The organism is Methylorubrum rhodinum, from assembly GCF_014199935.1.
GTDB classification, from domain to species: Bacteria; Pseudomonadota; Alphaproteobacteria; order Rhizobiales; family Beijerinckiaceae; genus Methylobacterium; species Methylobacterium rhodinum.
Genome location: NZ_JACHOP010000003.1, coordinates 235,522 through 256,511, shown reverse-complemented (window position 1 = coordinate 256,511; position 20,990 = coordinate 235,522). Strand labels below are relative to the sequence as shown.

Annotated in this window: 15 protein-coding genes; 13 read left to right on the top strand and 2 right to left on the bottom strand. The window is 67.9% G+C overall.

Going from position 1 to position 20,990, the window contains the following annotated elements:
- Positions 1-13: 13 nt before the first annotated feature.
- From HNR00_RS05545 to HNR00_RS05515, 7 genes are all read left to right on the top strand, one after another.
- Positions 14-694: a GntR family transcriptional regulator gene (locus tag HNR00_RS05545; protein WP_183566124.1), complete on the top strand. Its 681-nt coding sequence runs from the start codon at positions 14-16 to the stop codon at positions 692-694.
- Positions 695-1,093: 399 nt separating this feature from the next.
- Positions 1,094-2,749 carry a porin gene (locus tag HNR00_RS05540; RefSeq protein ID WP_183566121.1) on the top strand — a complete coding sequence of 552 codons (1,656 nt, stop codon included), beginning with the start codon at positions 1,094-1,096 and terminating at the stop codon, positions 2,747-2,749.
- 282 nt (positions 2,750-3,031) lie between these two features.
- On the top strand, positions 3,032-3,943 hold the full coding sequence (locus tag HNR00_RS05535; protein WP_183566118.1) for an amino acid ABC transporter substrate-binding protein: 912 nt from the start codon (positions 3,032-3,034) through the stop codon (positions 3,941-3,943).
- Positions 3,944-3,969: 26 nt separating this feature from the next.
- The gene (locus tag HNR00_RS05530) at positions 3,970-4,692 is read left to right on the top strand and encodes an amino acid ABC transporter permease (protein WP_183566116.1); all 723 of its coding nucleotides are present in this window, start codon (positions 3,970-3,972) and stop codon (positions 4,690-4,692) included.
- On the top strand, positions 4,693-5,385 hold the full coding sequence (locus HNR00_RS05525; RefSeq protein ID WP_183566113.1) for an amino acid ABC transporter permease: 693 nt from the start codon (positions 4,693-4,695) through the stop codon (positions 5,383-5,385).
- 146 nt (positions 5,386-5,531) lie between these two features.
- Entirely contained in the window at positions 5,532-6,260 is a 729-nt protein-coding gene (locus HNR00_RS05520) for an amino acid ABC transporter ATP-binding protein (protein WP_183566473.1), read from the top strand.
- 173 nt (positions 6,261-6,433) lie between these two features.
- Complete coding sequence (locus HNR00_RS05515; RefSeq protein ID WP_183566110.1) at positions 6,434-6,664, top strand: DUF6894 family protein; 231 nt, start codon at positions 6,434-6,436, stop codon at positions 6,662-6,664.
- A gap of 122 nt (positions 6,665-6,786) precedes the next feature.
- Here the strand turns inward: HNR00_RS05515 and HNR00_RS05510 are convergent, their stop codons facing one another.
- Positions 6,787-7,011: a hypothetical protein gene (locus HNR00_RS05510; protein ID WP_183566107.1), complete on the bottom strand. Its 225-nt coding sequence runs from the start codon at positions 7,009-7,011 to the stop codon at positions 6,787-6,789.
- A 170-nt stretch (positions 7,012-7,181) separates the two neighbouring features.
- Positions 7,182-7,760 carry a TetR/AcrR family transcriptional regulator gene (locus HNR00_RS05505; protein WP_183566104.1) on the bottom strand — a complete coding sequence of 193 codons (579 nt, stop codon included), beginning with the start codon at positions 7,758-7,760 and terminating at the stop codon, positions 7,182-7,184.
- A 133-nt stretch (positions 7,761-7,893) separates the two neighbouring features.
- Here HNR00_RS05505 and HNR00_RS05500 point away from each other — a divergent pair, with 133 nt between their 5' ends.
- The 6 genes from HNR00_RS05500 (at position 7,894) to cyoA (ending at position 20,985) form a co-directional block, all read left to right on the top strand.
- Entirely contained in the window at positions 7,894-9,021 is a 1,128-nt protein-coding gene (locus HNR00_RS05500; protein ID WP_183566101.1) for an efflux RND transporter periplasmic adaptor subunit, read from the top strand.
- Positions 9,022-9,215: 194 nt separating this feature from the next.
- Entirely contained in the window at positions 9,216-10,301 is a 1,086-nt protein-coding gene (locus tag HNR00_RS05495) for an efflux RND transporter periplasmic adaptor subunit (protein WP_183566470.1), read from the top strand.
- 22 nt (positions 10,302-10,323) lie between these two features.
- Complete coding sequence (locus tag HNR00_RS05490) at positions 10,324-13,377, top strand: efflux RND transporter permease subunit (RefSeq protein WP_183566098.1); 3,054 nt, start codon at positions 10,324-10,326, stop codon at positions 13,375-13,377.
- A gap of 307 nt (positions 13,378-13,684) precedes the next feature.
- The gene (locus HNR00_RS25435; protein WP_183566081.1) at positions 13,685-18,019 is read left to right on the top strand and encodes a beta strand repeat-containing protein; all 4,335 of its coding nucleotides are present in this window, start codon (positions 13,685-13,687) and stop codon (positions 18,017-18,019) included.
- Positions 18,020-18,362: 343 nt separating this feature from the next.
- Positions 18,363-19,697, top strand: a complete 1,335-nt coding sequence (locus HNR00_RS05480; RefSeq protein ID WP_183566077.1) for an MFS transporter — start codon at positions 18,363-18,365, stop codon at positions 19,695-19,697.
- 121 nt (positions 19,698-19,818) lie between these two features.
- Positions 19,819-20,985, top strand: coding sequence for a ubiquinol oxidase subunit II (gene cyoA / locus HNR00_RS05475; RefSeq protein WP_183566466.1), 1,167 nt, complete (start codon positions 19,819-19,821; stop codon positions 20,983-20,985).
- Positions 20,986-20,990 lie beyond the last annotated feature (5 nt).

Here is a 20,990-nt window from a genome sequence, read left to right as displayed (position 1 = left end):
CAGGGAGGAAGGCATGGAGCTGGGAGAGGGGGCCGAGGCGCGCGGACTGATCTCGGACCGGATCCGCACGGCGCTCGCCGACGCCATCGCGGGCGGCAGCCTCACGGCGGGCACCGCGCTCGACGAGCAGGAGCTGGCCGACCGCTTCGGCGCCTCGCGCACCCCCGTGCGGGAGGCGTTGCGGCAACTCGCCTTCGCCGGGCTCGTGGAGCTGCGCCCGCGGCGCGGCGGGGTGGTGGCCCGCACCACGCCGGAGCGCATCGCCGAGATGTTCGAGACCACCGCCGAGATCGAGGCGATGTGCGCGCGGCTGGCCACCTACCGGATCACGCCGCTGGAGCGCAGCCGCCTGATCGACCTGCACGAGGGCTCCGCCGCGATGGTCGCGGCGGGGGACGTGGACGCCTATGACGGCTTCAACCGCGCCTTCCACGAGACGCTCTACGCCGCCACCCACAACGGCTTCCTGGCCGAGCAGGCGCTCGCCATCCGCGAGCGGCTCGCCGCCTTCCGCCGCACGCAGCTGCGCCAGCCCCGCCGCATCGACGCCTCGCGGGCCGAGCACGGCGCCATCCTCGCCGCCATGGCCGAGGGCGACGGCGAGGCCGCCGCGCGGCGCATGCGGGCGCACATGCTCAACGCGTCGAGCGCCCTCGGGCGCTACATCGGGGGGCAGGGGGAGCGGGAGGAGTAGGACGCCGTCCGGCAGAGCACGACGAAGGCCGCGGGCTCCCCCTCATCCCCGCACGCGGGGAGAGGGGATGCGCGCCTCACAGAAGCGACCCACCGGATACGCGCCAGCCCTCGGCCTCATCCCCGAAATCACCCTCACGCCGCAGGAAGCAACAACCGCCGGCAAAAAAGTCACACGCCGGCTCGGACGCCTGTGGACCGCAAGATCAAGCTTGTCTTTGTTGATCCGCCCCGCCACGCTTCGGCTATTGGACGGTATTCAAGTCCTGCATCCGCATCGAACACCTTGCCCGATCGATGGGCAGAGCGCGCCTCAGGACCGCCGCGCGAGACGGCGGGTGGGGCCGCGATGCGACGCGGACGTGTTCGAGGCGACGAGCGGGACGGGCTGAGGGCGGGCATGGGCCAACTCACAAAAAAACTTCTCTCGGGCACGGCCCTTCTCGTGGTCGCCGCCCCCGCCGCGCGTGCCGCCGACCTGCCGGTGAAGACGGCCGTGCCGATCGAGTATGTCCGGGTCTGCTCCGCCTACGGCGCGGGCTTCTTCTACATCCCCGGCACCGACACCTGCCTGCGCGTCTCGGGCCGTGCCCGGTTCGAGGCCGGCTACATCCCGGTGCAGAACCGCAGCAACTCGTCCGGCGACCTGTCGCAGTATCGCGGGCTGATGCGCATGAACTTCGATGCGCGCACCCAGACCGGCTACGGGACGCTCCGCGCCTTCCTGCGCCTGGAAGCCGCGAGCCGCACCGGCGTGTTCATGACCTCGGGCACCCAGCAGCGCATCGCCAACGCCTTCCCGGCCACCGGCCAGGACCAGTTCGGGCGCGTGCAGAACTTCCTCGTCACCGAGAAGGCCTTCGTGCAGTTCGCCGGGCTGACGGCGGGCCGCGCCTCCTCGTTCTTCGACTTCTACGCCCACGACTACGAGCTGATCGGCTCGACGGCGGGCTCCGACGTGCCCTCCACCAACCTGCTGGCCTACACCCATAAGTTCGGCGAGAACTGGTCCGCGACCCTGTCGATGGAAGACCCGAACTTCCGCAAGAACCCGTTCTACGCCTCCTCGATCGGCCTCACCGGCACCGTGCCGGGCCAGAGCGGCCTGAACAACGTCTTCATCACCGCGCCGACTCCGGTGATCCTCGGCACCAATGCCGACGGCACCGCCAACACGGTCGCCTTCGTCGATGCGGTGCAACGCTCGCGCATGCCCGACTTCGTCGGGGCGCTGCGCTACGACGCCCCCTGGGGCTCGGTGCAGCTCTCCGCGGCGGTCAAGGACGTGAACATCGGCGGCTTTATCGCCAATTCCGCCGTCTCCACCCTGACTCCGGCGCCGGGCGCCGCTGCCGGACCGGTCAGTGCCGGCACCGCCGCGGCCCTGCTCGCCGCCCGCGGCGTCGCCTCCGGCGCGCAGACCGAGTACGGCTGGGCGGTGCAGGGCGGCCTCAAGCTCAACATGCCCTGGATCGCCCCCGGCGACGGGCTGTACCTGCAGGGCGCCTACGGCGAGGGCGCGCTGATCTATACCGGCTTCTCCTACTTCACCGGCACCTATGCCAGCCAGCTCGGCCCCGTCCAGGGCGCGCCGTTCGTGCACGCGCTCGCCGACGCGGTGGTCAACCCGCTCTCGGGCCGGATCGACCTGTCGCGGAGCTTCACCGCCACCGCCTCCTTCCTGCATTACTGGGCGCCCGAATGGCGCTCGGCCTTCTTCGGCAGCTACGGCGAGGTCAGCTTCTCGCGCGGCACCCGCGAGGCGTTCAGCCTCGTCAGCGGCCTCGTCGGCGCCTCCGCCCCGCCGATCGGCGCGGCCTTCGCCGTGAGCCCGATCCTGCGGGACAACTACCAGATCATCGCCGGCACGAGCCTGATCTGGTCGCCGGTCAAGGACCTCGATATCGGCATTGAGGGCACCTACATCGGCACCGGCCCGCTCAGCGGACGCGTCACCGATTCGACCCGCCCCGTCACCGTGGGCGGGCTGCCGGCCTTCACCGAGAAGCGCTACGACACGACGCAGATCCGCATGCGGGTGCAGCGCGACTTCTGATTTTTTCGCGGAGGGTCGCTGCCGGATCGGCCATGTCGGCGAACGCGACGCGAGCAGAGCGGGGCCTTTTACTCCGCCTTGTGGATAGGGGACCCGCGCCGGAATCGGCCTCCGGGCTGCGCGCGAACCGCAGCGATCCAGCGGACGTGTCGCCACGGGATGACACGGCACAGGCCTTGCCAAGGGACCAAGGCAGTCGGTGGATGACAAGTGCAGCGCCCGGCTTCACTATGGCCTGATCCGGCCATCACCGGCCGCCCGCGAAAGAAGAAGGTCCGCCGCATGCGCCTGAGAGACGCCGTCCTCATCGCCGCCGTCGCAGCCCTGGCCTCGGGCGCGCCTGCGCAGGGGCAGGAGCTGTCCGGGACGCTCAAGAAGGTGAAGGATTCGGGCGCCATCACCATCGGCTACCGCGATTCGTCGGTGCCGTTCTCCTATCTCGACGGCGACCAGAAGCCGGTCGGCTACGCCTTCGAAATCTGCCAGAAGATCGCCGAGGCGGTCAAAACGCACCTGAAGCTCGACAAGATTGAGGTCAAGCTCAATCCGGTCACCTCGGCGACGCGCATCCCGCTGATCGCCAACGGCACGATCGACCTCGAATGCGGTTCAACCACCAACAACGTCGATCGCCAGAAGCAGGCCGGCTTCACCAACACCCACTTCCTCACCGCGACGCGGTTCGTCGCCAAGAAGGACAAGGGGCTCGACAAGACCGACGACCTCAAGGGCCGCACCGTGGTCTCGACCTCGGGCACGAAGAACATCCGCGAGATCAACGAGATCAACACCGCCCGTTCGCTGGGCATGAAGATCCTGCCGGCCAAGGACCATGCGGAGGCCTTCCTGATGGTCGAGACGGGACGCGCCGACGCTTTCGTGATGGACGACGTGCTGCTGGCCTCGCTGGTCGCCGGCTCGAAGACGCCCGACGCCTACGCGATCTCCTCGGAGGCCCAGTCGAAGCCGGAGCCCTACGGCATCATGCTGCGCAAGGACGACGCGCCCTTCAAGGCGGTGGCCGACGCCGCGACCGCCGCGCTCTACAAGAGCCCGGAGGGCAAGACGCTCTACGACAAGTGGTTCACGCAAGCCATCCCGCCGCGGGGCATCAACCTCAAGCTCCCGATGAGCGAGGCGATGCAGAAGGCCTTCGCCAACCCGAGCGACAGCGCGGACCCGGCCGCCTACTGACCGCGGAACCGCGGGGGGCGGCGGCGATGAACTACAACTGGAACTGGGGCATCTTCCTCGAGCCCTCGCCCGAGGGCGTCGGCACCTATGCCGACATGCTGCTCTCGGGGCTGTCGTGGACCATCGCCACCGCGCTCTGTTCCTGGGTGATCGCCTTCGGCCTCGGCTCGGTGATCGGGGTTTTCCGCACGCTCCCGTCGAGAACGGCCAACGCCGTCGGCACGGCCTATGTCGAGCTGTTCCGCAACGTGCCGCTGCTCGTGCAGATGTTCCTCTGGTACTTCGTGCTGCCGGAACTGCTGCCGGCGGATCTCGGATCGGCGGTCAAGCAATTGCCCGACGCGCCGTTCTACACGGCGGTTCTGTGTCTGGGCTTCTTCACCGCCTCGCGGGTGGCCGAGCAGGTGCGGGCGGGCATCCAGTCGCTGCCGCGGGGCCAGCGCATGGCCGGCACGGCGCTCGGCCTCACCACGGCGCAGACCTACCGCCACGTGCTCCTGCCCAACGCCTACCGGATCATCCTGCCGCCGCTCACCTCCGAGTTCCTGAACAACCTCAAGAACACCTCGGTGGCGCTGACCATCGGCCTGCTGGAGCTGACGGCGCGGGCCCGCTCGATGCAGGAATTCTCGTTCCAGGTGTTCGAGGCCTTCACCGCGGCGACCCTCCTCTACGTCCTGATCAACCTCGTGGTGATCGCCTGCGCCACCCTCTTGGAGCGGTACGTGGCCGTGCCGGGGGGGCGCTAGATGTTTTCGAACTTCGACTTCTCGGTCATCGCCTCCTCGCTGCCCTACCTGTTCGGGCAGGGCATGGTGTTCACGGTGACGCTGACGGCGCTGGCGGCCAGCGGCGGCATCGTCTTCGGCACCGCGCTCGCGATGATGCGGCTCTCGGGCATCCCCGGCGTGACGCACGCGGCCAAGCTCTACGTCGAGACCATGCGCGCGCTGCCGCTCGTGCTGGTGATCTTCTGGTTCTACTTCCTCGTCCCCTATATCGGCGCCTGGGCGACCGGCTCGGCGACCCCGATCCAGGTCGGCGCCTTCGCCTCGGCGCTCATCACCTTCACCCTGTTCGAGGCGGCCTATTTCGCCGAGATCATGCGGGCGGGCATCCAGTCGATCGCCAAGGGCCAGACCGCGGCGGCCTCGGCGCTCGGCATGAACTACTGGCAGACGATGCGGCTCGTGGTGCTGCCGCAGGCCCTGCGCAACATGCTGCCGCTGCTTCTGACCCAGACCATCGTGCTGTTCCAGGACACCTCGCTGGTCTACGTCCTGTCGCTGACCGACTTCATGGGCGCGGCCTCGAAAGTCGCCCAGCGCGACGGGCGCCTCGTCGAGATGTACCTGTTCGCCGCGCTCGTCTACTTCGCGGTCTGCTTCACCGCCTCGTGGCTGGTGCGTCGGCTGCAGACCCGCGTCGCCATCATCCGCTGAGGTTTCTTTAAACCATGACCTCGACCCCGATGCCGGCCCCCGCTGCCGCAACCCCGACCGCCGCCGCGCGCGAAGCCCCCGCCGACGAGGGCCTGCGCGCCGGCCCGCTCGTCACGCCCCCGCCCGCCGCCGCGACCGGCGGCTCGATGATCGGGATCGAGAAGGTCTCGAAGTGGTACGGCGAGTTCAAGGTGCTGACCGACTGCACCACCAGCGTGGCGCGGGGCGAGGTGGTCGTCGTGTGCGGTCCCTCGGGCTCGGGCAAGTCGACGCTGATCAAGTGCGTCAACGCGCTGGAGCCGTTCCAGGAGGGCCAGATCACCGTCGACGGCACGCGGGTGAAGGACCGCGGCACCAACCTGCCGAAGCTCCGCGCCCGCGTCGGCATGGTGTTCCAGCATTTCGAGCTGTTTCCGCACCTGTCGATCACCGATAACCTCACCATCGCCCAGCGCAAGGTGCTCGGCCGCTCGGGCGAGGATGCGAAGAAGCGCGGCCTCGACCTGCTGGAGCGCGTCGGTCTCTCCGCTCACGCGAAGAAGTTTCCGGGCCAGCTCTCGGGCGGGCAGCAGCAGCGGGTGGCGATCGCCCGCGCGCTCGCCATGAACCCGGTGGTGATGCTGTTCGACGAGCCGACCTCGGCGCTCGACCCCGAGATGGTCGGCGAGGTGCTCGACGTGATGGTGGAACTCGCCCGCGACGGCATGACCATGATGGTCGTGACCCACGAGATGGGCTTCGCCCGCAAGGTCGCCGACCGGGTGATCTTCATGGACCGCGGCGAGATCGTCGAGGACGCCGCCAAGGAGGATTTCTTCGGCCAGCCCCGCAGCGAGCGGGCTCAGCAATTTTTGTCGAAGATCCTCGCTCACTGATACGTGATTTCTGGGCGCCCCCCTCGCCAGGGCGCCCTAGACTGGATACGTCATTCAAGACGCAGCGTTCGAAACCGTACTAACTGTCGGGCGTTGTTATTGCGTTGCACCACTCGACGGCGGTCGTCGGCGCTTCGCCGAGATCGGGTTTTGTCAAGAAGTCATTCCCACCGATGCCGCGCTATTTCTTCGACATCCACGATGGTGTCGCCCTGAGCGATGAGGTCGGCCGCGAGATCGGCGACCCTCTCGCGCTGCGGCGCGAGGCCCTGCGGGTGATGACCAGCTTGATGGCGGCCGAGGCCGAGGACAGCCAGGACTGCACGCTGGTGCTCGCCGTCCGCAACGAGACGGGCGACGACGTCATGACGATCCGCCTCGTCTGCCAGATCGACGACCGATAGATTCAGAACCCGCAGCGATGCGAGATACTGTCAAGAACTACAATGTCCCGAGAGGAAAAATCTCGGTCGGGATGACGCGCGTTTAATCAGCCTAGAATTCATAACAGTATAGACAAGAAACCTCAAGGCGATTTTTGCGGCAGGTCCGTTTGCTTGGCAGTTTGCCTGTCGCAGGCCGGCCCTGTCCCGGCCTGCGCGCCAAAACCCTCGCGCGCGAGATCGACGAGGATCATGTCGAGCAGGACCCGCAGGCGGTGGAAGCCCGTCTCGGGAAGACCGGCGCGGGCCTCGCTGCAGAGCCGGGCCAGTTCGGCCAGGGCTTCGGCATCTTGTAAGGGCATCGTCATATCTCGCCATAGACGGTCGGTTCCGCGAAGCCTCCGCGGCATGACGACCGTTCCGTCCGGTCTCTCCCTGAACATCGTGCTTGATCCGATCCCGCGACCGTTCGACGGGGTCCTACGCCCGAGTTCCTGGAACGGTTACAAACTCTCCCGCATCCCCGGCAACCTCACCGTCACGGCCGCGCACCCGTTCCGAGGGCGCCCGCGGCCCGCTCCAGCGCGCCGAACAGCGCCTCGGCCTGCGCACCGCCGATGTCGTGGAAGCCCAGCGTCCGGCCCATGACGAGGCCGAGGATGGCGAAGAACAGCATCGCCCCCGCGCCGGGCGGCTCGGCGCTCGCCAGCCGCTCCAGCCGCTCGGCGACGAAGGCGCGGTAGCCCGCGAGCGCCTCCGGGTTCTCGGCCGCCGCGATCAGCAGCGCGCGCGAAAAGTCGTCGTCCTCGCAATAGGCCTCGCGCAGATGCGCCACCATGGCGAGGCCCAGCCCGGCCGGCCCCGGCTGGGGGCCCGCCTCGGCTTCGCAGGCACTGATGCCGGCGCGCAGCTCCTCCAGCTTGCGGGCGACGAGGGCCAGGATCAGCGCGTCCTTCGAGGCGTAGTGGTGCAGCACGCCGCCCTTGCTGAGGCCCGCCTGCGCCGCCACCGCGTCGATGGTGAGCGCCCGCCCGCCGCCCCGGCGCAGCACCGCGCCGGCGGCGTCGAGGATCGTCTGCGCCCGATCGTCGCGCCGGCTGCGGGTCCTCTCCGTCATCGCCCCCTCGTTCGCATTTGCAAAATACCGTCTGGACGGTCGGTACGATAGACGATACGTCTGCGTCGCGATAGCGCCTCCGCCCGTCCGTCCTCCGTGATGGGGTCGGGACGGCGCCCGGAAAGCTCGGCCGATGTCCCCAAAGGCTTCTCCTCGGACCCGCGTCCTGCGCGCCCTCTCCGTGCTGGCCCTCGCCCTCGCGCCGCTGCCCGCCCCTGCGGCAGAGGAGACGGCGGCGCCGGTCGTCGACGATCCGACCGTGGTGCTGGTCCGGGTCGTCCAGGCCGCGATGAGCCCGGTCTCGGCGGACGTCGTGCTGACCGGCGACATCCAGGCCCAGGCCCAGACCAACGTCGCCTTCCGCACCAACGGCAAGGTGGCCGAGCGCCGGGTCGAGGTCGGCGACCACGTCTCCGCCGATCAGGTGCTCGCCGTGCTGGAGCCGCTGGTGCAGCGGGCCAACCTCGACAACGCCCGCGCCGCGCTGGTCTCGGCGGAGGCGCAGCTGACGCAGGCCAAGGTCACCTTCGAGCGCCAGAAGCAGCTCCTGGCCGGCGGCTACACCACGCGCCCGACCTACGACAACGCCGAGCAGCAACTGCGCACGAGCCAGGCCGCGGTCGATTCGGCGAAGGCCGCGCTCGGCACGTCGGAGGAGCAGCTGAGCTACACCGAGCTGCGGGCGGGCGTGCCCGGCATCGTGCTGAGCCGCACCTTCGAGGTCGGTCAGGTGGTGCAGGCGGGCCAATCCGTGATGGTGCTGGCCCAGGACGGCCCGCGCGACGCGGTGTTCAACGTCTACGAGGCGCTCACCGCCAACCCGCCCGAAGACAAGGCGATCCAGATCATCCTCCAGTCGGACCCGTCGGTGACGGCTTTGGGCCGCGTGCGCGAAATCTCGCCGACCGTCGATCCGCAGAGCGGCACGGTGCGGGTCAAGATGGGCCTGGATTCAACGCCCCCGGCGATGACGCTCGGCGCCGTGGTGATCGGGCGCGGGCGCTTCGGCGGGCGCGAGGCCGTGGTTCTGCCCTGGTCGGCCCTTTACCGCTTCGACGACCGGCCCGCCGTGTGGATCTACGATCCGGGGACGAGCACGGTCTCGGTGCGCGGCGTCGAGATCGACCGCTACGGCGGCACCGACATCGTGCTGAAGGGGGGCGTCCAGCCGGGGGAATCGGTGGTGGTCGCCGGCATCCAGTTCCTGCGTCCGGGGCAGCGCGTCGCGGTGGCGCCGAGCGTGGCGGAGGGCGGACGATGACGTTCTTTGTCCGCACCATCTCCGCGGCCACCCTCCCCCCTCTGCGGGGGAGGGTGGCCCCCGAAGGGGGTCGGGAGAGGGGAGCGACGGTGCCGCTTAGCCGCCTTCGACGCGAACTCTCCGGAAGCGTGGTTCCCCTCTCCCGCCCCGCATCCGCGGGGCACCCTCCCCCGCAGAGGGGGGAGGGTTCTGCGCTGCGCCTCGCACTGGCGGCCACGCTCACCCTGACGCTGGCCGCCTGCCAACCCTCCCAAGAGGAGCCCGGCCCGCCCCCCGTCCGCCCGGTCCTGTCCACGCTGGCCGAGCCCACCGAGAACGTGATCTTCGGCCCCTTCGCCGGCACGGTGGAGCCGCGCTACCAGTCGCAGCTCGGCTTCCAGATCGGCGGCCGCGTGGTGGCGCGCGACGTCACCGTCGGCGACGTGGTGAAGAAGGGTCAGCGGCTCGCCGCCCTCGACCCCATCGTCTCGCGCTTCGACCTGACCCGCGCCGAAGCCGAACTCGCCGACGCCAAGGCGCAGGCCGAGAACGCCGCCGCCACCGAGGCCCGCACGCGGCGGCTGATGGAGGGCGGCAACGTCACCCAGGCGCAGCTCGACGCGGCCGTGGCCCGGCGCGACACCGCACAGGCGCGCCTCGCCCAGGCCGGCGCCAGCCTGCAGAAGGCGCGCGACCAGATCGGCTACACCGAGCTGCACGCCGATTTCGACGGCGTCGTCACCCAGCGCCTCGCCGAGATCGGGCAGGTGGTGAGCCCGGGGCAGGGGATCGTCACGCTGGCGCGCCCCGAGACCCGCGAGGCGGTGGTCGACATCCCCGAGACCCTGGTCGGGGCGATGCCGAAGGACGGGGTGTTCACGGTCTCGCTCCAGAGCGCGCCGGAGATCACCGCGCGGGGCCGGGTGCGCGAGGTCGCGCCGTTCGCCGACACCGGCACCCGCACGCGCCGCATCCGCATGACGCTGGAGAATCCGGGCCCCGCCTTCCGGCTGGGGGCGACCATCACGGTCTCGCTGGTGCGCCCGACCCCGCGCCGCTTCTTCCTGCCCGCGACCGCGCTGCTGAGCACGGACGGGCGTCGCTCGGTCTGGATCGTGTCGGACGAGACCGGGGGCAAGCGGCAGGTGACGCGCCGCGACGTGACGCTCGCGGCCGAGCCGGACGGCGGCCCGCGCATCGCGGTCGGCGGCGGGTTGCAGCCCGGCGAGCGGGTCGTGGTGGCCGGCGTCCATTCCCTGAGCGACGGGCAGCCGGTGCGCCTGCCCGACGAACCGCACTGACCGAGGCGAGAAGGCTTTTCCCGTGAAGGACTTCAACCTCTCCGACTGGGCGCTCGGCCACCGCTCGCTCGTCTGGTTCCTGATGCTGGTCTGCCTCGCGGCCGGCGCGATGGCCTATTCGCGGCTCGGCCGCGAGGAGGACCCGCCATTCGCCATCAAGACCATGGTGGTCCAGGCGTCCTGGCCCGGCGCCACCATCAAGGACACCCTCGATCAGGTCACCGACCGGATCGAGAAGGAATTGCAGCAGATCAACGCGCTGGACTACGTCCGCAGCTACACCACGCCCGGTCAGTCGACCGTCTTCGTCCAGTTCCGCGACACGACGCGGAAGGAGGAGATCCAGCCGGCCTTCTATCAGGTCAGGAAGCGTCTCGGCGACATCCAGCACACCTTTCCGCAAGGGGTGCAGGGCCCGAGCTTCAACGACGAGTTCGGCGACGTCTACGGCAACGTCTACGCCTTCACCGCCGACGGCCTGACCCACCGGCAGTTGCGCGACTACGTCGAGGGCGTCCGCACCGAGATCCTGAAGGTGCCCAACATCGGCAAGACCCTGCTGATGGGCGTGCAGGGCGAGACGATCGACCTCGACTTCTCCACCCGCAAGCTCGCGGGCTACGGCATCGACATCCAGGCGCTGATCAAGGCGCTGCAATCGCAGAACGCGGTCGCGGCCTCCGGCGTGGTCCAGGCCGGGCCCGAGCGCGTCTCGTTGCGGGTCAGCGGGCAGTTCACCTCGGAAGACTCGTTGCGCAACGTCAACCTGCGCTTCAACGACCGCTTCTTCCGGCTCGCCGATGTCGCCGACATCTCCCGCGGCTACGAGGACCCGCCTGCCGCCATGTTCCGGGTCGACGGCAAGCCGGCCATCGGGCTGGCCATCGCCATGCGGCCCAACGCCAACCTCCTGAAGTTCGGCGAGGACCTGAAGGCGCGCATGCACGTGGTCGAGGGCAAGTTGCCGATCGGGGTGGGCATCCACCTCGTCTCGGACCAGCCCAGGATCGTGGAGGAGGCCGTCGGCGGCTTCACCAAGGCGCTGGTCGAGGCCGTCGTCATCGTGCTCCTCGTCAGCTTCGTCAGCCTCGGGCTCCGCGCCGGCCTCGTCGTCGCGATCTCGATCCCGCTCGTGCTCGCCATCGTCTTCGTGGTGATGCAGGTGATGGGCGTGACGCTCCAGCGCATCTCGCTCGGCGCGCTCATCATCGCGCTTGGCCTGCTCGTGGACGACGCGATGATCACCGTCGAGATGATGGTGGCGCGCCTTGAACTCGGCGACAACCTCAAGAAAGCCGCGACCTTCGCCTACACCTCCACCGCCTTCCCGATGCTGACCGGCACCCTGGTGACGGTGGCGGGCTTCCTGCCGATCGGCTTCAACGGCTCGTCGGCGGGCGAGTACACCTACTCGCTCTTCGTCGTGATCGCGGCCTCGCTCCTGGTCTCCTGGGTGGTGGCGGTGCTGTTCGCGCCGCTGCTCGGCGTCACGATTCTTCCGAAGAAGATGAAGCACCATGCCGAGAAGCAGGGCCTGTTCACCCGCGTCTTCATGGCGACCTTACGCGTCGCGATGCGGCTGCGCTGGATCACCGTCATCATCTGTGTCGGGCTGATGGGCCTCGCCATCGTCGGCATGGGCCACGTGCAGCAGCAGTTCTTCCCGTCCTCGGACCGCGCCGAACTCCTCGTCGACCTGACGCTGCCGCAGAACGCCACCATCCGCGAGACCAAGGCGCAGCTCGACCGGTTCGAGGCCGAGCTGAAGGGCGACCCCGACATCGAGCGCTGGTCCTCCTATGTCGGCCAGGGCGCGGTGCGCTTCTACCTGCCGCTGGACCAGCAGCTCGCCAACGCCTTCTTCGGCCAGATCGTCATCGTGACGAAATCGCTCGAGATCCGCGACAGGGTGATGGCGCGATTGCAGAAAATCGGGCGGCGCGACTTCGTCGGCACCGACGTGCTGGTCCAGCCCCTGAACCTCGGCCCGCCGGTCGGCCGCCCGATCCAGTACCGCCTGTCCGGGCCGGACATCCAGGAGGTCCGGCGCCTCGCCCTCAAGCTCGCCGACGTCGTCGCCACCGACAAGCGGCTGGCCGTGCCGACCTTCGACTGGAACGAGCCCGGCAAGGTGCTGCGGGTCGAGATCCTGCAGGACAAGGCGCGCCAGCTCGGCGTCACCAGCCAGGACATCGCCGGCATCCTCAACGCCGTCGTCGGCGGTCAGGCGATCACCCAGGTGCGCGATTCGATCTACCTCGTGAACGTGGTCGGCCGCGCGCGCGCCATCGAGCGCTCCTCGCTGGACACGCTCCAGAGCCTTCAGGTCACGCTCTCGAACGGCTCGGTGGTGCCGATCCTGGCGTTCGCCAAGATCGACTACGACCTCGAACAGCCGATCGTCTGGCGCCGCGACCGGGTGCCGACGCTGACCGTGCGCGCCACGATCAACGACGCGACCCAGCCGCCGACCATCGTGGCTGCGCTCCAGCCCGCCATCGACGCCTACGTCGCGGCGTTGCCCGAGGGCTACACGCTGGCCATCGGCGGCGCGGTCGAGGAGGCCGGCAAGGGCCAGGGGCCGATCGCCGCCGTGGTGCCTGTGATGCTGCTCGCCATGGCGCTGTTCCTGATGATCCAGCTCCAGAGCTTCCAGAAGCTTTTTTTGGTGTTTTCCGTCGCGCCTCTCGGGTTGATCGGGGTTGTTCCTGCCCTTCTGCTCTTCGACAAGCCGATGGGCTTCGTCGCCATCCTCGGCATCCTGGCGCTCATCGGCATCATCGTGCGCAACGCCGTGATCCTGGTCAGCCAGATCGAGGAATGCGAGGCGGAGGGCATGGCGCCCTGGGACGCCGTGGTCGAGGCCACGCGCCACCGCATGCGCCCGATCCTGCTGACGGCCGCCGCCGCCAGCCTCGGCCTGATCCCGATCGCCCGCGAGGTGTTCTGGGGGCCGATGGCCTACGCAATGATCGGCGGCATCCTGGCCGCGACGGGGCTGACGCTGCTGTTCCTGCCGGCCCTCTATGTCGGCTGGTACCGGATCAAGCCGCCGCCGCGGGGAGTGAAGGGCTGAGCCAGGCCGGTCGGCACGCATGCGACCAGGGCGGAAGCCCCGCACGACGAACGCGCGAGGGCGCTCTTCGCGATCCGCGAGCGCGGGGATGCGAGCGCGTGGATGATCGTCATCGAGACGGTTCGTCACGCTCGGGCGCGACCCGCGCAAGCCGGTCGATGACGACAGCCTGCCGCATCGAGCATGGCGCCCCACTCTCGCCACGTGAACCGCGTTCAGGTACAACCACGGCAACGTTCGAAGTGGTGCGTGGCCTTGCGGACATAGCGCGGCAATTGAGCAAATCGGGCTAAATCGGGGTCGTTTCGTGGCTAGCTCTCCTTTCACCTACTCATTCGCGCATCAGGCACTGCCGATCTTCACTTCGTTTTCAGAAATGTCGAAATTCGTCAAACAGGAGGCCGTGTCGCCTGATGGCCAACTGTCTCTTAAATATGATAGATATAATTATGTTCTAATAGAAAATGCCACTGGCAAATCAACGGCAATATACAATTCCAGTTTAAATCTTATTACATTTTCTGCAAATTCCGATTTTTTGTATTTTACGGGTCAATTTGAAATTTCGGATGGCGGCATTATCCAGACTGGTACAGGAATATTGAAATATGAAATTGGAAAGGGGTACATCTCGGATCCTCAACTTGCCAATCAATTTAGCGCGCCTGTAGGGGTCTCTGAAGACAAATCCTTTCTGGTTCTTCGAACAGGAAATGATTACTCAAGCAAAGCTAGGGAATATCTCTACATAAAAACCGACACAGGAGCTGTATTTAATTTAAATACGACAAATTCGGCTTCGAAAGGAAATGGTGCTGTTTCCGAGGCCCGTTTGCTGGGCGACGGAAATTCCGTCGTTTTCATCAGCACGTCGAGCAACCTCGTCGCGAACGACACCAACGGCGTGGCCGACGTGTTTCTGAAGAACCTCGAGACCGGCGCCGTCACGCTGCTGTCGAAATCGGGTTCGGGCGTGCAGGCGAACGGCGCGGCCAGCGACCTCGACGTTTCCGCGGATGGAACCAAGATCCTCTTCAGCAGCACCGCGACCAATCTCGTCTCGACCGAGACGATCGGCTTCAAGAACGTCTTCGTGAAGGAGATCGCGACCGGCAAGGTCACCCTCGTGTCCGTGCCCGCGTCCGGGATGACCGGCAACGGCAATTCCGACCGAGGCGCTTTCTCGCCGGACGGAAGGTCGGTCGCCTTCATCAGTACCGCCGCCAATCTCGTCGCCAACGACCTCAACGGGCGTCAGGACGTCTTCCTGAAGAACCTCGGCAACGGCGCGATCACGCCGCTCTCGCTCAACACCGAGGGCACCGACCCGTTCAGCGTACCGGTCACCGCCAGGCCCACCTTCGGCAGCGACGGCGGCACCGTCAATTTCGGAGATTACTCCTATGCCATCGACAATGCCGGCTTCTTCATCCTCGATGTGAACGCCGACGTCGTCTGGTACAACGACGACAGCCTGTCCGTCTCCAAGGGCGACGGGTCGGCCCCCACCGTTTACGATTGGCTGCCCCGCATCAGAACGGTCCAGATCGGGATCGACTACGACCGGGACGGCGATTTCCAGGCGACGCTCACCAGCCTGAAGTACGGGGAGGCGGTCTCCAGCCAGAGCTTCACCGTCAAGGTGCGGGCCCATGCCGGCAGTCAGAACTTCACCGGCAGTGCCGGCGGCGAAGTGGTTCTGCTGTCTTCATCGGCCGACAAGGCCGACGGCGCGGGCGGGGACGACGTGCTGTACGGCTACAGCGGTGCCGACGACCTGAGCGGCGGGGCCGGCAACGACATCCTCAAAGGCGGCTTCGGCAACGACATCCTGCGGGGCGGGATCGGCGACGACCGCTACGAAGTCGACAACGCGGGCGACACGGTGGTCGAGGCGGCGGGGGCCGGGCGCGACACCGTCTTCGCGCTCTACTCGGCGACGCTCGGCGCGAATGTCGAGGATCTGGTGCTCGTCGGCCTGAACGCCGTGACCGGCACCGGCAACGCGCTCGCCAACGTCATCACCGGCAACAAAGAGAACAACACGCTCCTCGGACTCGGCGGCGACGACAGGCTCGAAGGCGGGGCCGGCAACGACACCCTCGAAGGCGGCGACGGCAACGACCTCCTCGTCGGCGGAACCGAGAAGGATCGCCTGATCGGCGGCAACGGCGACGACACCTACTTCGTCAAAACGTACGACAATATCGTGGAAGAGCAGGCGGGCGGCGGAACGGACACGATCATCAGCAGTACAAGTCATGCGCTCGGTGCCAACTTTGAGAATCTGGTTTTGTCCCGAGACCCTGATGAGTACGGTTCTGCGCAATCGGGAATTGGAAACGCCAGCGACAACGTCATCACCGGCAATCAACGGGAAAATAGACTTACCGGTGGCGATGGGAACGATACGCTAATCGGCGGCGAACGTTCCGACCAGCTCTTCGGAGGCAATGGCGCAGATACGCTCGATGGCGGAGAGGGAATCGACGTTCTGGACGGGGGCGCCGGTGCCGACATCATGGCCGGCGGGGCGGGCAGCGACCGTTACATTGTTTCAGAATCCGGCGACCAAGTCATCGAACAAGCCGATGGTGGAGGCGATTCTGTCTCCGTTGCCGCCGACTGGACGTTGACTGCCGGATCGTATGTAGAAGTTGTTACCGTAAGCCCGTCCACGAGTCAGCGAAATTTCAAGCTTACGGGTAACGAGCTGAGCAATTATATTCGGAGCAGCGGAGGAGACGACATCCTCGACGGAGGGGCGGGCGCCGATGAACTGCTGGGCCTCGCCGGAAACGATACTTATTACGTCGATAACGTGGGCGATAGGGTTTACGAATACGCAAACTCCGGGACTGACACCGTCATCACGTCCTTCGGCTTCGCCCTGACGGCGGCTTCCGCGGTCGAGACCCTCAAATTTGCCGACAACCGCGCCGCCGGGGTCCTCGAACTCATCGGCAACGAGATCGGCCAGACGCTGGTCGGCAACGGCGGCGCCAGCCGCCTGTCCGGCCTCGGCGGTGACGACACCTACATCGTCGACGGCAACGACGATCGCGTGTTCGAGGCCGTCGATTTCGGCAACGACACCGTCGTCACCAGCGGCAGCTACACGCTCGAAGTCGGCCAGGAGATCGAGACCCTGCGGCTCGCCGACCCCGCCGGCACCGCCGCCCGCAGCCTGACCGGCAACGGCTTTTCCAATGCCCTGATCGGCAATGCCGGCGCCAACACCCTCGACGGGGCGGGCGGCGCCGACAGCCTCACCGGCGGGGCCGGCAACGACACCTATCGCGTCGACAATGTCGGCGACCGCGTGTTCGAGCGGGCCGGCGAGGGCAGCGACACCGTCCGCGCCTCGGTCAGCTACGTCCTGGCCGCCGGCCAATCGATCGAGACGCTGGAACTCGCCGTCGGCACCGCCAGCCTCGACCTCACCGGCAACGAACTCGCCAACACCCTGCGCGACAATGCCGGAAACAACCGCCTCGACGGCGGGGCCGGCCGGGACACCCTGATCAGCCTGGGCGGGCGCGACGTGCTGCTCGGCGGCCAGGACAGCGACAGCGCGATCATCGACCGCTCCGGCGCCACCGCGGCTTTGCGCTTCGTCATGCGGAGCGTCGGCGGCACCACCACGCTGGTCGGCGACGGCACCACCACCACCAGCATCGGCAACATCACGCTGACCGGCGGCTCCGGCGCCGACACCTTCACCACGCTCGACGGCATCGACACGCTCAACGGCGGGGCGGGCGCCGACACCCTCAACGGCGGCGCGGGCGCCGACCGGCTGACGGGCGGGACCGGCAACGACGCCTTCGTCGTCGACAATGCCGGGGACCTCGTGTTCGAGGCCTCGGGCGGGGGCGTCGACCGGGTATTCGCCTCGACGAGCTACGCGCTCCAGGCGGGACAGGAGATCGAGGGGCTGCAACTGCTCGCCGCGACCGGCTCGGCCAACCTGAACCTGACCGGAAACGCGATCAGCCAGTCGCTGGTGGGCAACAACGGCGCCAACGTCATCAACGGCGGCGTCGGCCGCGATGCGATGACGGGGCGCGGCGGCGACGACACCTACATCGTCGACAACCTCGGCGACCGGGTCACCGAGGCGGCGGGCGGCGGGCGCGATACGGTGCTGGCGACGGCGAGCTACGCGCTCGCGGCCGGCCAGGAGATCGAGGCGCTGCAGCTGCTGGCCTCGACCGGCTCGGCACGGTTCAACCTGTCCGGCAACGCGTTCGGGCAGTCGCTGGTGGGCAACAACGGCGCCAACGTGCTCGACGGCCGGGGCGGCGGCGACGTGCTGACCGGCCGGGGCGGAGCGGACAGCTTCGCCTTCTCGACGTCGCTCGGCGCGGGCAACGTCGACCGGATCGTCGACTTCGCGGCCGAGGACACGGTGCGGCTGTCGAAAGACGTCTTTTCCGCGCTGGCGCCGGGGCAGCTCGCCGAGAGCGCGTTCAAGAACATCAGCACGGGCAATGCGGATGCGGGCGACCGCATCCTGTACAAGCAGACGACGGGCGAGCTGTTCTACGACGCGGACGGCTCGGGGAGCGGCACGGCGGTGAAGTTCGCCGTGCTCGACAACAAGGCGGCGCTCACCCACGCCGACTTCCTCGTCGTGTAGGACGGACAGGGCCGTCGGACAGCCCGTCCGGCGGCCTCGTTGCCTCGACATCCCGATCCGTCGCCGCCTCGACCATGCCGTCGAGCGGCTTCGATCGTTCGAGACCCGCCGCAGCCACAGGCCGGGTCAAGCGATCGGGCGCGTCCGGCCATGAATTGATCTCGCCGCCGGCGCACGCGAACGTCAAAGCCCCGCTTCTGTTGCATAGCCGTTCCGTGTGTCATCCCGCGACGCCGAAAGCACTTTGCGCGAGGCAGCCCATCCGCTAGGCACATCCCGAACGCCGCGTGAACGCCGAACTCGATCGCGGGCGAAGCATCCACAGGCGAGCCGGCTGCCCGCGATGACCACGAATCCCGCATCGGCCAATTCGAGCGCCCTCGAGCGCGACGCGCAGGTGGCGATGAGCCACCAGCATGTCAGCCCCAACGACATCGCGCTCGGCGTGGTGATCGGACGCGCGTCGGAATATTTCGACTTCTTCGTGTTCGGCATCGCCTCGGTGCTGGTGTTCCCGAAGGTGTTCTTCCCCTTCGCCGACCCGCTCACCGGCACGCTGTACTCGTTCGCGATCTTCGCGCTGGCCTTCGTCGCCCGGCCGATCGGCTCGATCCTGTTCATGAAGATCCACGACCGCTACGGCCGCGGCGTGAAGCTCACCACCGCCCTGTTCCTGCTCGGCGGCTCGACCGCGGCGATCAGCTTCCTGCCGAGCTACAATTCGATCGGACAGGTCTCGATCGAGCTGCTCGCCGGCCTTCGCATCCTCCAGGGCCTCGCGCTCGGCGGCGCCTGGGACGGGCTCGCCTCGCTTCTCGCCCTCAACGCCCCGCGGGAGCGCCGCGGCTGGTACGCCATGATCCCGCAGCTCGGCGCGCCGATCGGCTTCATGGTGTCGAGCGCGCTGTTCTCGTTCTTCGCCGTCAACCTGTCGTCGGAGGACTTCCTCGACTGGGGCTGGCGCTTCCCGTTCTTCTGCGCCTTCACCATCAACGTCGTCGCCCTGTTCGCGCGGCTGCGCCTGATCGCGACGCCGGAATTCACCCGCCTCCTCGACAAGGGCCATCTCCAGCCCGTCGGCGTCATCGACCTCGCCCGCCACCACGCCCTCGACGTGTGGATCGGCGCCTTCGTGCCGCTGGCGAGCTTCGCCCTGTTCCACCTCGTCACGATTTTCCCGATCGCGTGGAACACCCTGCACAGCGACCGCTCGGCGGGCGACTTCCTGATGGTGCAGTTCTCCGGCGCCATCATCTGCGCCGGCGCGGTCGCGGCCTCGGGGCTGATCGCCGACCAGATCGGGCGGCGCAACATCCTCATCATCACCGCCGGCCTGATCGCCGCCTTCGCCTTCGGCTCGATCCTGGCGCCGCTGATCTTCGGCGAGAACGCCATCGGCCAGACCATCTATGTCAATGTCGGCTTCATGCTGCTCGGCCTGTCCTACGGCCAGACCGCGGGCGCCGTCACCTCGCGGCTCGGCAGCCGCTACCGCTACACCGGCGCGGCGCTGACCTCGGACCTCGCATGGCTGTTCGGCGCGGGCTTCGCGCCCCTGGTCGTCCTGTATCTCGCCGACGCGTACGGGCTGGCCGTCGTCGGCGTGTACCTGCTGTCGGGCGCGCTCGCGACGCTGCTGGCGCTGTTCCTCGACCGCTCCGAGATGCGGCAGATGTGATTGCTTCCGCCCGGGCGGCACCCCTGCCTCCGGGAGCGGACACGAACCGGCGGTCGCCCCCGCGGCGACCCATGAGATGGAACGAAGACCCGTGGCAGGACCATCGGTGACACCCTCGGCCATGTACCCGGCACTGCAGGCCTTCCGCGCCGTCGGGCGCCGCGCCCTCGGACGCTGCGCCTCTTCGCGCGCCTTCCTGCGCGGCCTTCTCCTGCTGCCGCTCCTGCCGCTGCTGGCCGGCTGCAACCTCACGGTCATGTTCCCGGCCGGCGACGTGGCGGTGCAGCAGCGCAACCTCGTGCTCGCCTCCACCGGCCTGATGCTGCTCATCATCCTGCCGGTGATCGCGCTGACGCTGCTGTTCGCGTGGCGCTACCGCGCCTCGAACACGCAAGCCCGCCACGATCCCGACTGGGACCACTCGACCGGGCTGGAGGTCGTGATCTGGACCGCGCCGCTGATGATCATCATCGCGTTGGGCGCGCTCACCTGGATCAGCACCCACACCCTCGACCCGTTCCGGCCGCTCTCGCGCCTGGAGCCGGGCAAGCCGGTTCCCGCCCAGACCAAGCCGCTCGAGGTGCAGGTCGTGGCGCTCGACTGGAAGTGGCTGTTCTTCCTGCCCGAATACGGCGTGGCGAGCGTCAACGAACTGGCCGCGCCGGTGAACCGGCCGATCGCCTTCAAGCTCACCTCGGCCTCGGTGATGAACTCGTTCTACATCCCGGCGCTCGCCGGGATGATCTACGCCATGCCCGGCATGGAGACGAAGCTGCACGCCGTCATCAACAAGCCCGGCGCGTATCAGGGCCTGGCCTCGCATTACAGCGGCAGCGGCTTCTCGCGGATGACGTTCAAGTTCCACGGCCTCGACGGCGACGGCTTCGACCAGTGGGTGGCCAAGCTGAAGAGCGAGGGCAAGGAATTGTCGCGCGAGGCCTATCTCGAACTGGAGCGCCCGAGCGAGAACGTCCCGGTGATCCACTACGCGTCCTACGCGGACGGCCTGTTCGGCTCGATCCTCGGCATGTGCGCCGTCCCCGGCAAGATGTGCATGCACGAGATGATGGCGATCGACGCCAAGGGCGGCGCCGGCAAGGACAGCCGCGAGAACGCGGCGCGGCTGCAATACGACAACCGCCACACCGAGCGGGGCGACGAGGCGCCGGGCGCCACGGGGCCCGCCTCGCACCACGCGCCCCGCAGCGACAAGCCTGCGGACTCCCAAGATCATGGGCCGCACGGGAAGGGGCAGAATTCGCCCGCTCCCAACCAGCTCAACAACTGATCCGT

Excerpts from the sequence above, each read along its gene's own strand:
- HNR00_RS05540 (WP_183566121.1), top strand. The coding sequence starts at position 1,094 with ATGGGCCAACTCACAAAAAAACTTCTCTCGGGCACGGCCCTTCTCGTG.
- HNR00_RS05510 (WP_183566107.1), bottom strand. The coding sequence starts at position 7,011 with ATGACGATGCCCTTACAAGATGCCGAAGCCCTGGCCGAACTGGCCCGG.
- HNR00_RS05480 (WP_183566077.1), top strand. The coding sequence starts at position 18,363 with ATGACCACGAATCCCGCATCGGCCAATTCGAGCGCCCTCGAGCGCGAC.
- HNR00_RS05500 (WP_183566101.1), top strand. The coding sequence starts at position 7,894 with ATGTCCCCAAAGGCTTCTCCTCGGACCCGCGTCCTGCGCGCCCTCTCC.
- HNR00_RS05520 (WP_183566473.1), top strand. The coding sequence starts at position 5,532 with ATGATCGGGATCGAGAAGGTCTCGAAGTGGTACGGCGAGTTCAAGGTG.
- HNR00_RS05530 (WP_183566116.1), top strand. The coding sequence starts at position 3,970 with ATGAACTACAACTGGAACTGGGGCATCTTCCTCGAGCCCTCGCCCGAG.
- HNR00_RS05525 (WP_183566113.1), top strand. The coding sequence starts at position 4,693 with ATGTTTTCGAACTTCGACTTCTCGGTCATCGCCTCCTCGCTGCCCTAC.
- cyoA (WP_183566466.1), top strand. The coding sequence starts at position 19,819 with ATGTACCCGGCACTGCAGGCCTTCCGCGCCGTCGGGCGCCGCGCCCTC.
- HNR00_RS05535 (WP_183566118.1), top strand. The coding sequence starts at position 3,032 with ATGCGCCTGAGAGACGCCGTCCTCATCGCCGCCGTCGCAGCCCTGGCC.
- HNR00_RS05515 (WP_183566110.1), top strand. The coding sequence starts at position 6,434 with ATGCCGCGCTATTTCTTCGACATCCACGATGGTGTCGCCCTGAGCGAT.
- HNR00_RS05505 (WP_183566104.1), bottom strand. The coding sequence starts at position 7,760 with ATGACGGAGAGGACCCGCAGCCGGCGCGACGATCGGGCGCAGACGATC.
- HNR00_RS05545 (WP_183566124.1), top strand. The coding sequence starts at position 14 with ATGGAGCTGGGAGAGGGGGCCGAGGCGCGCGGACTGATCTCGGACCGG.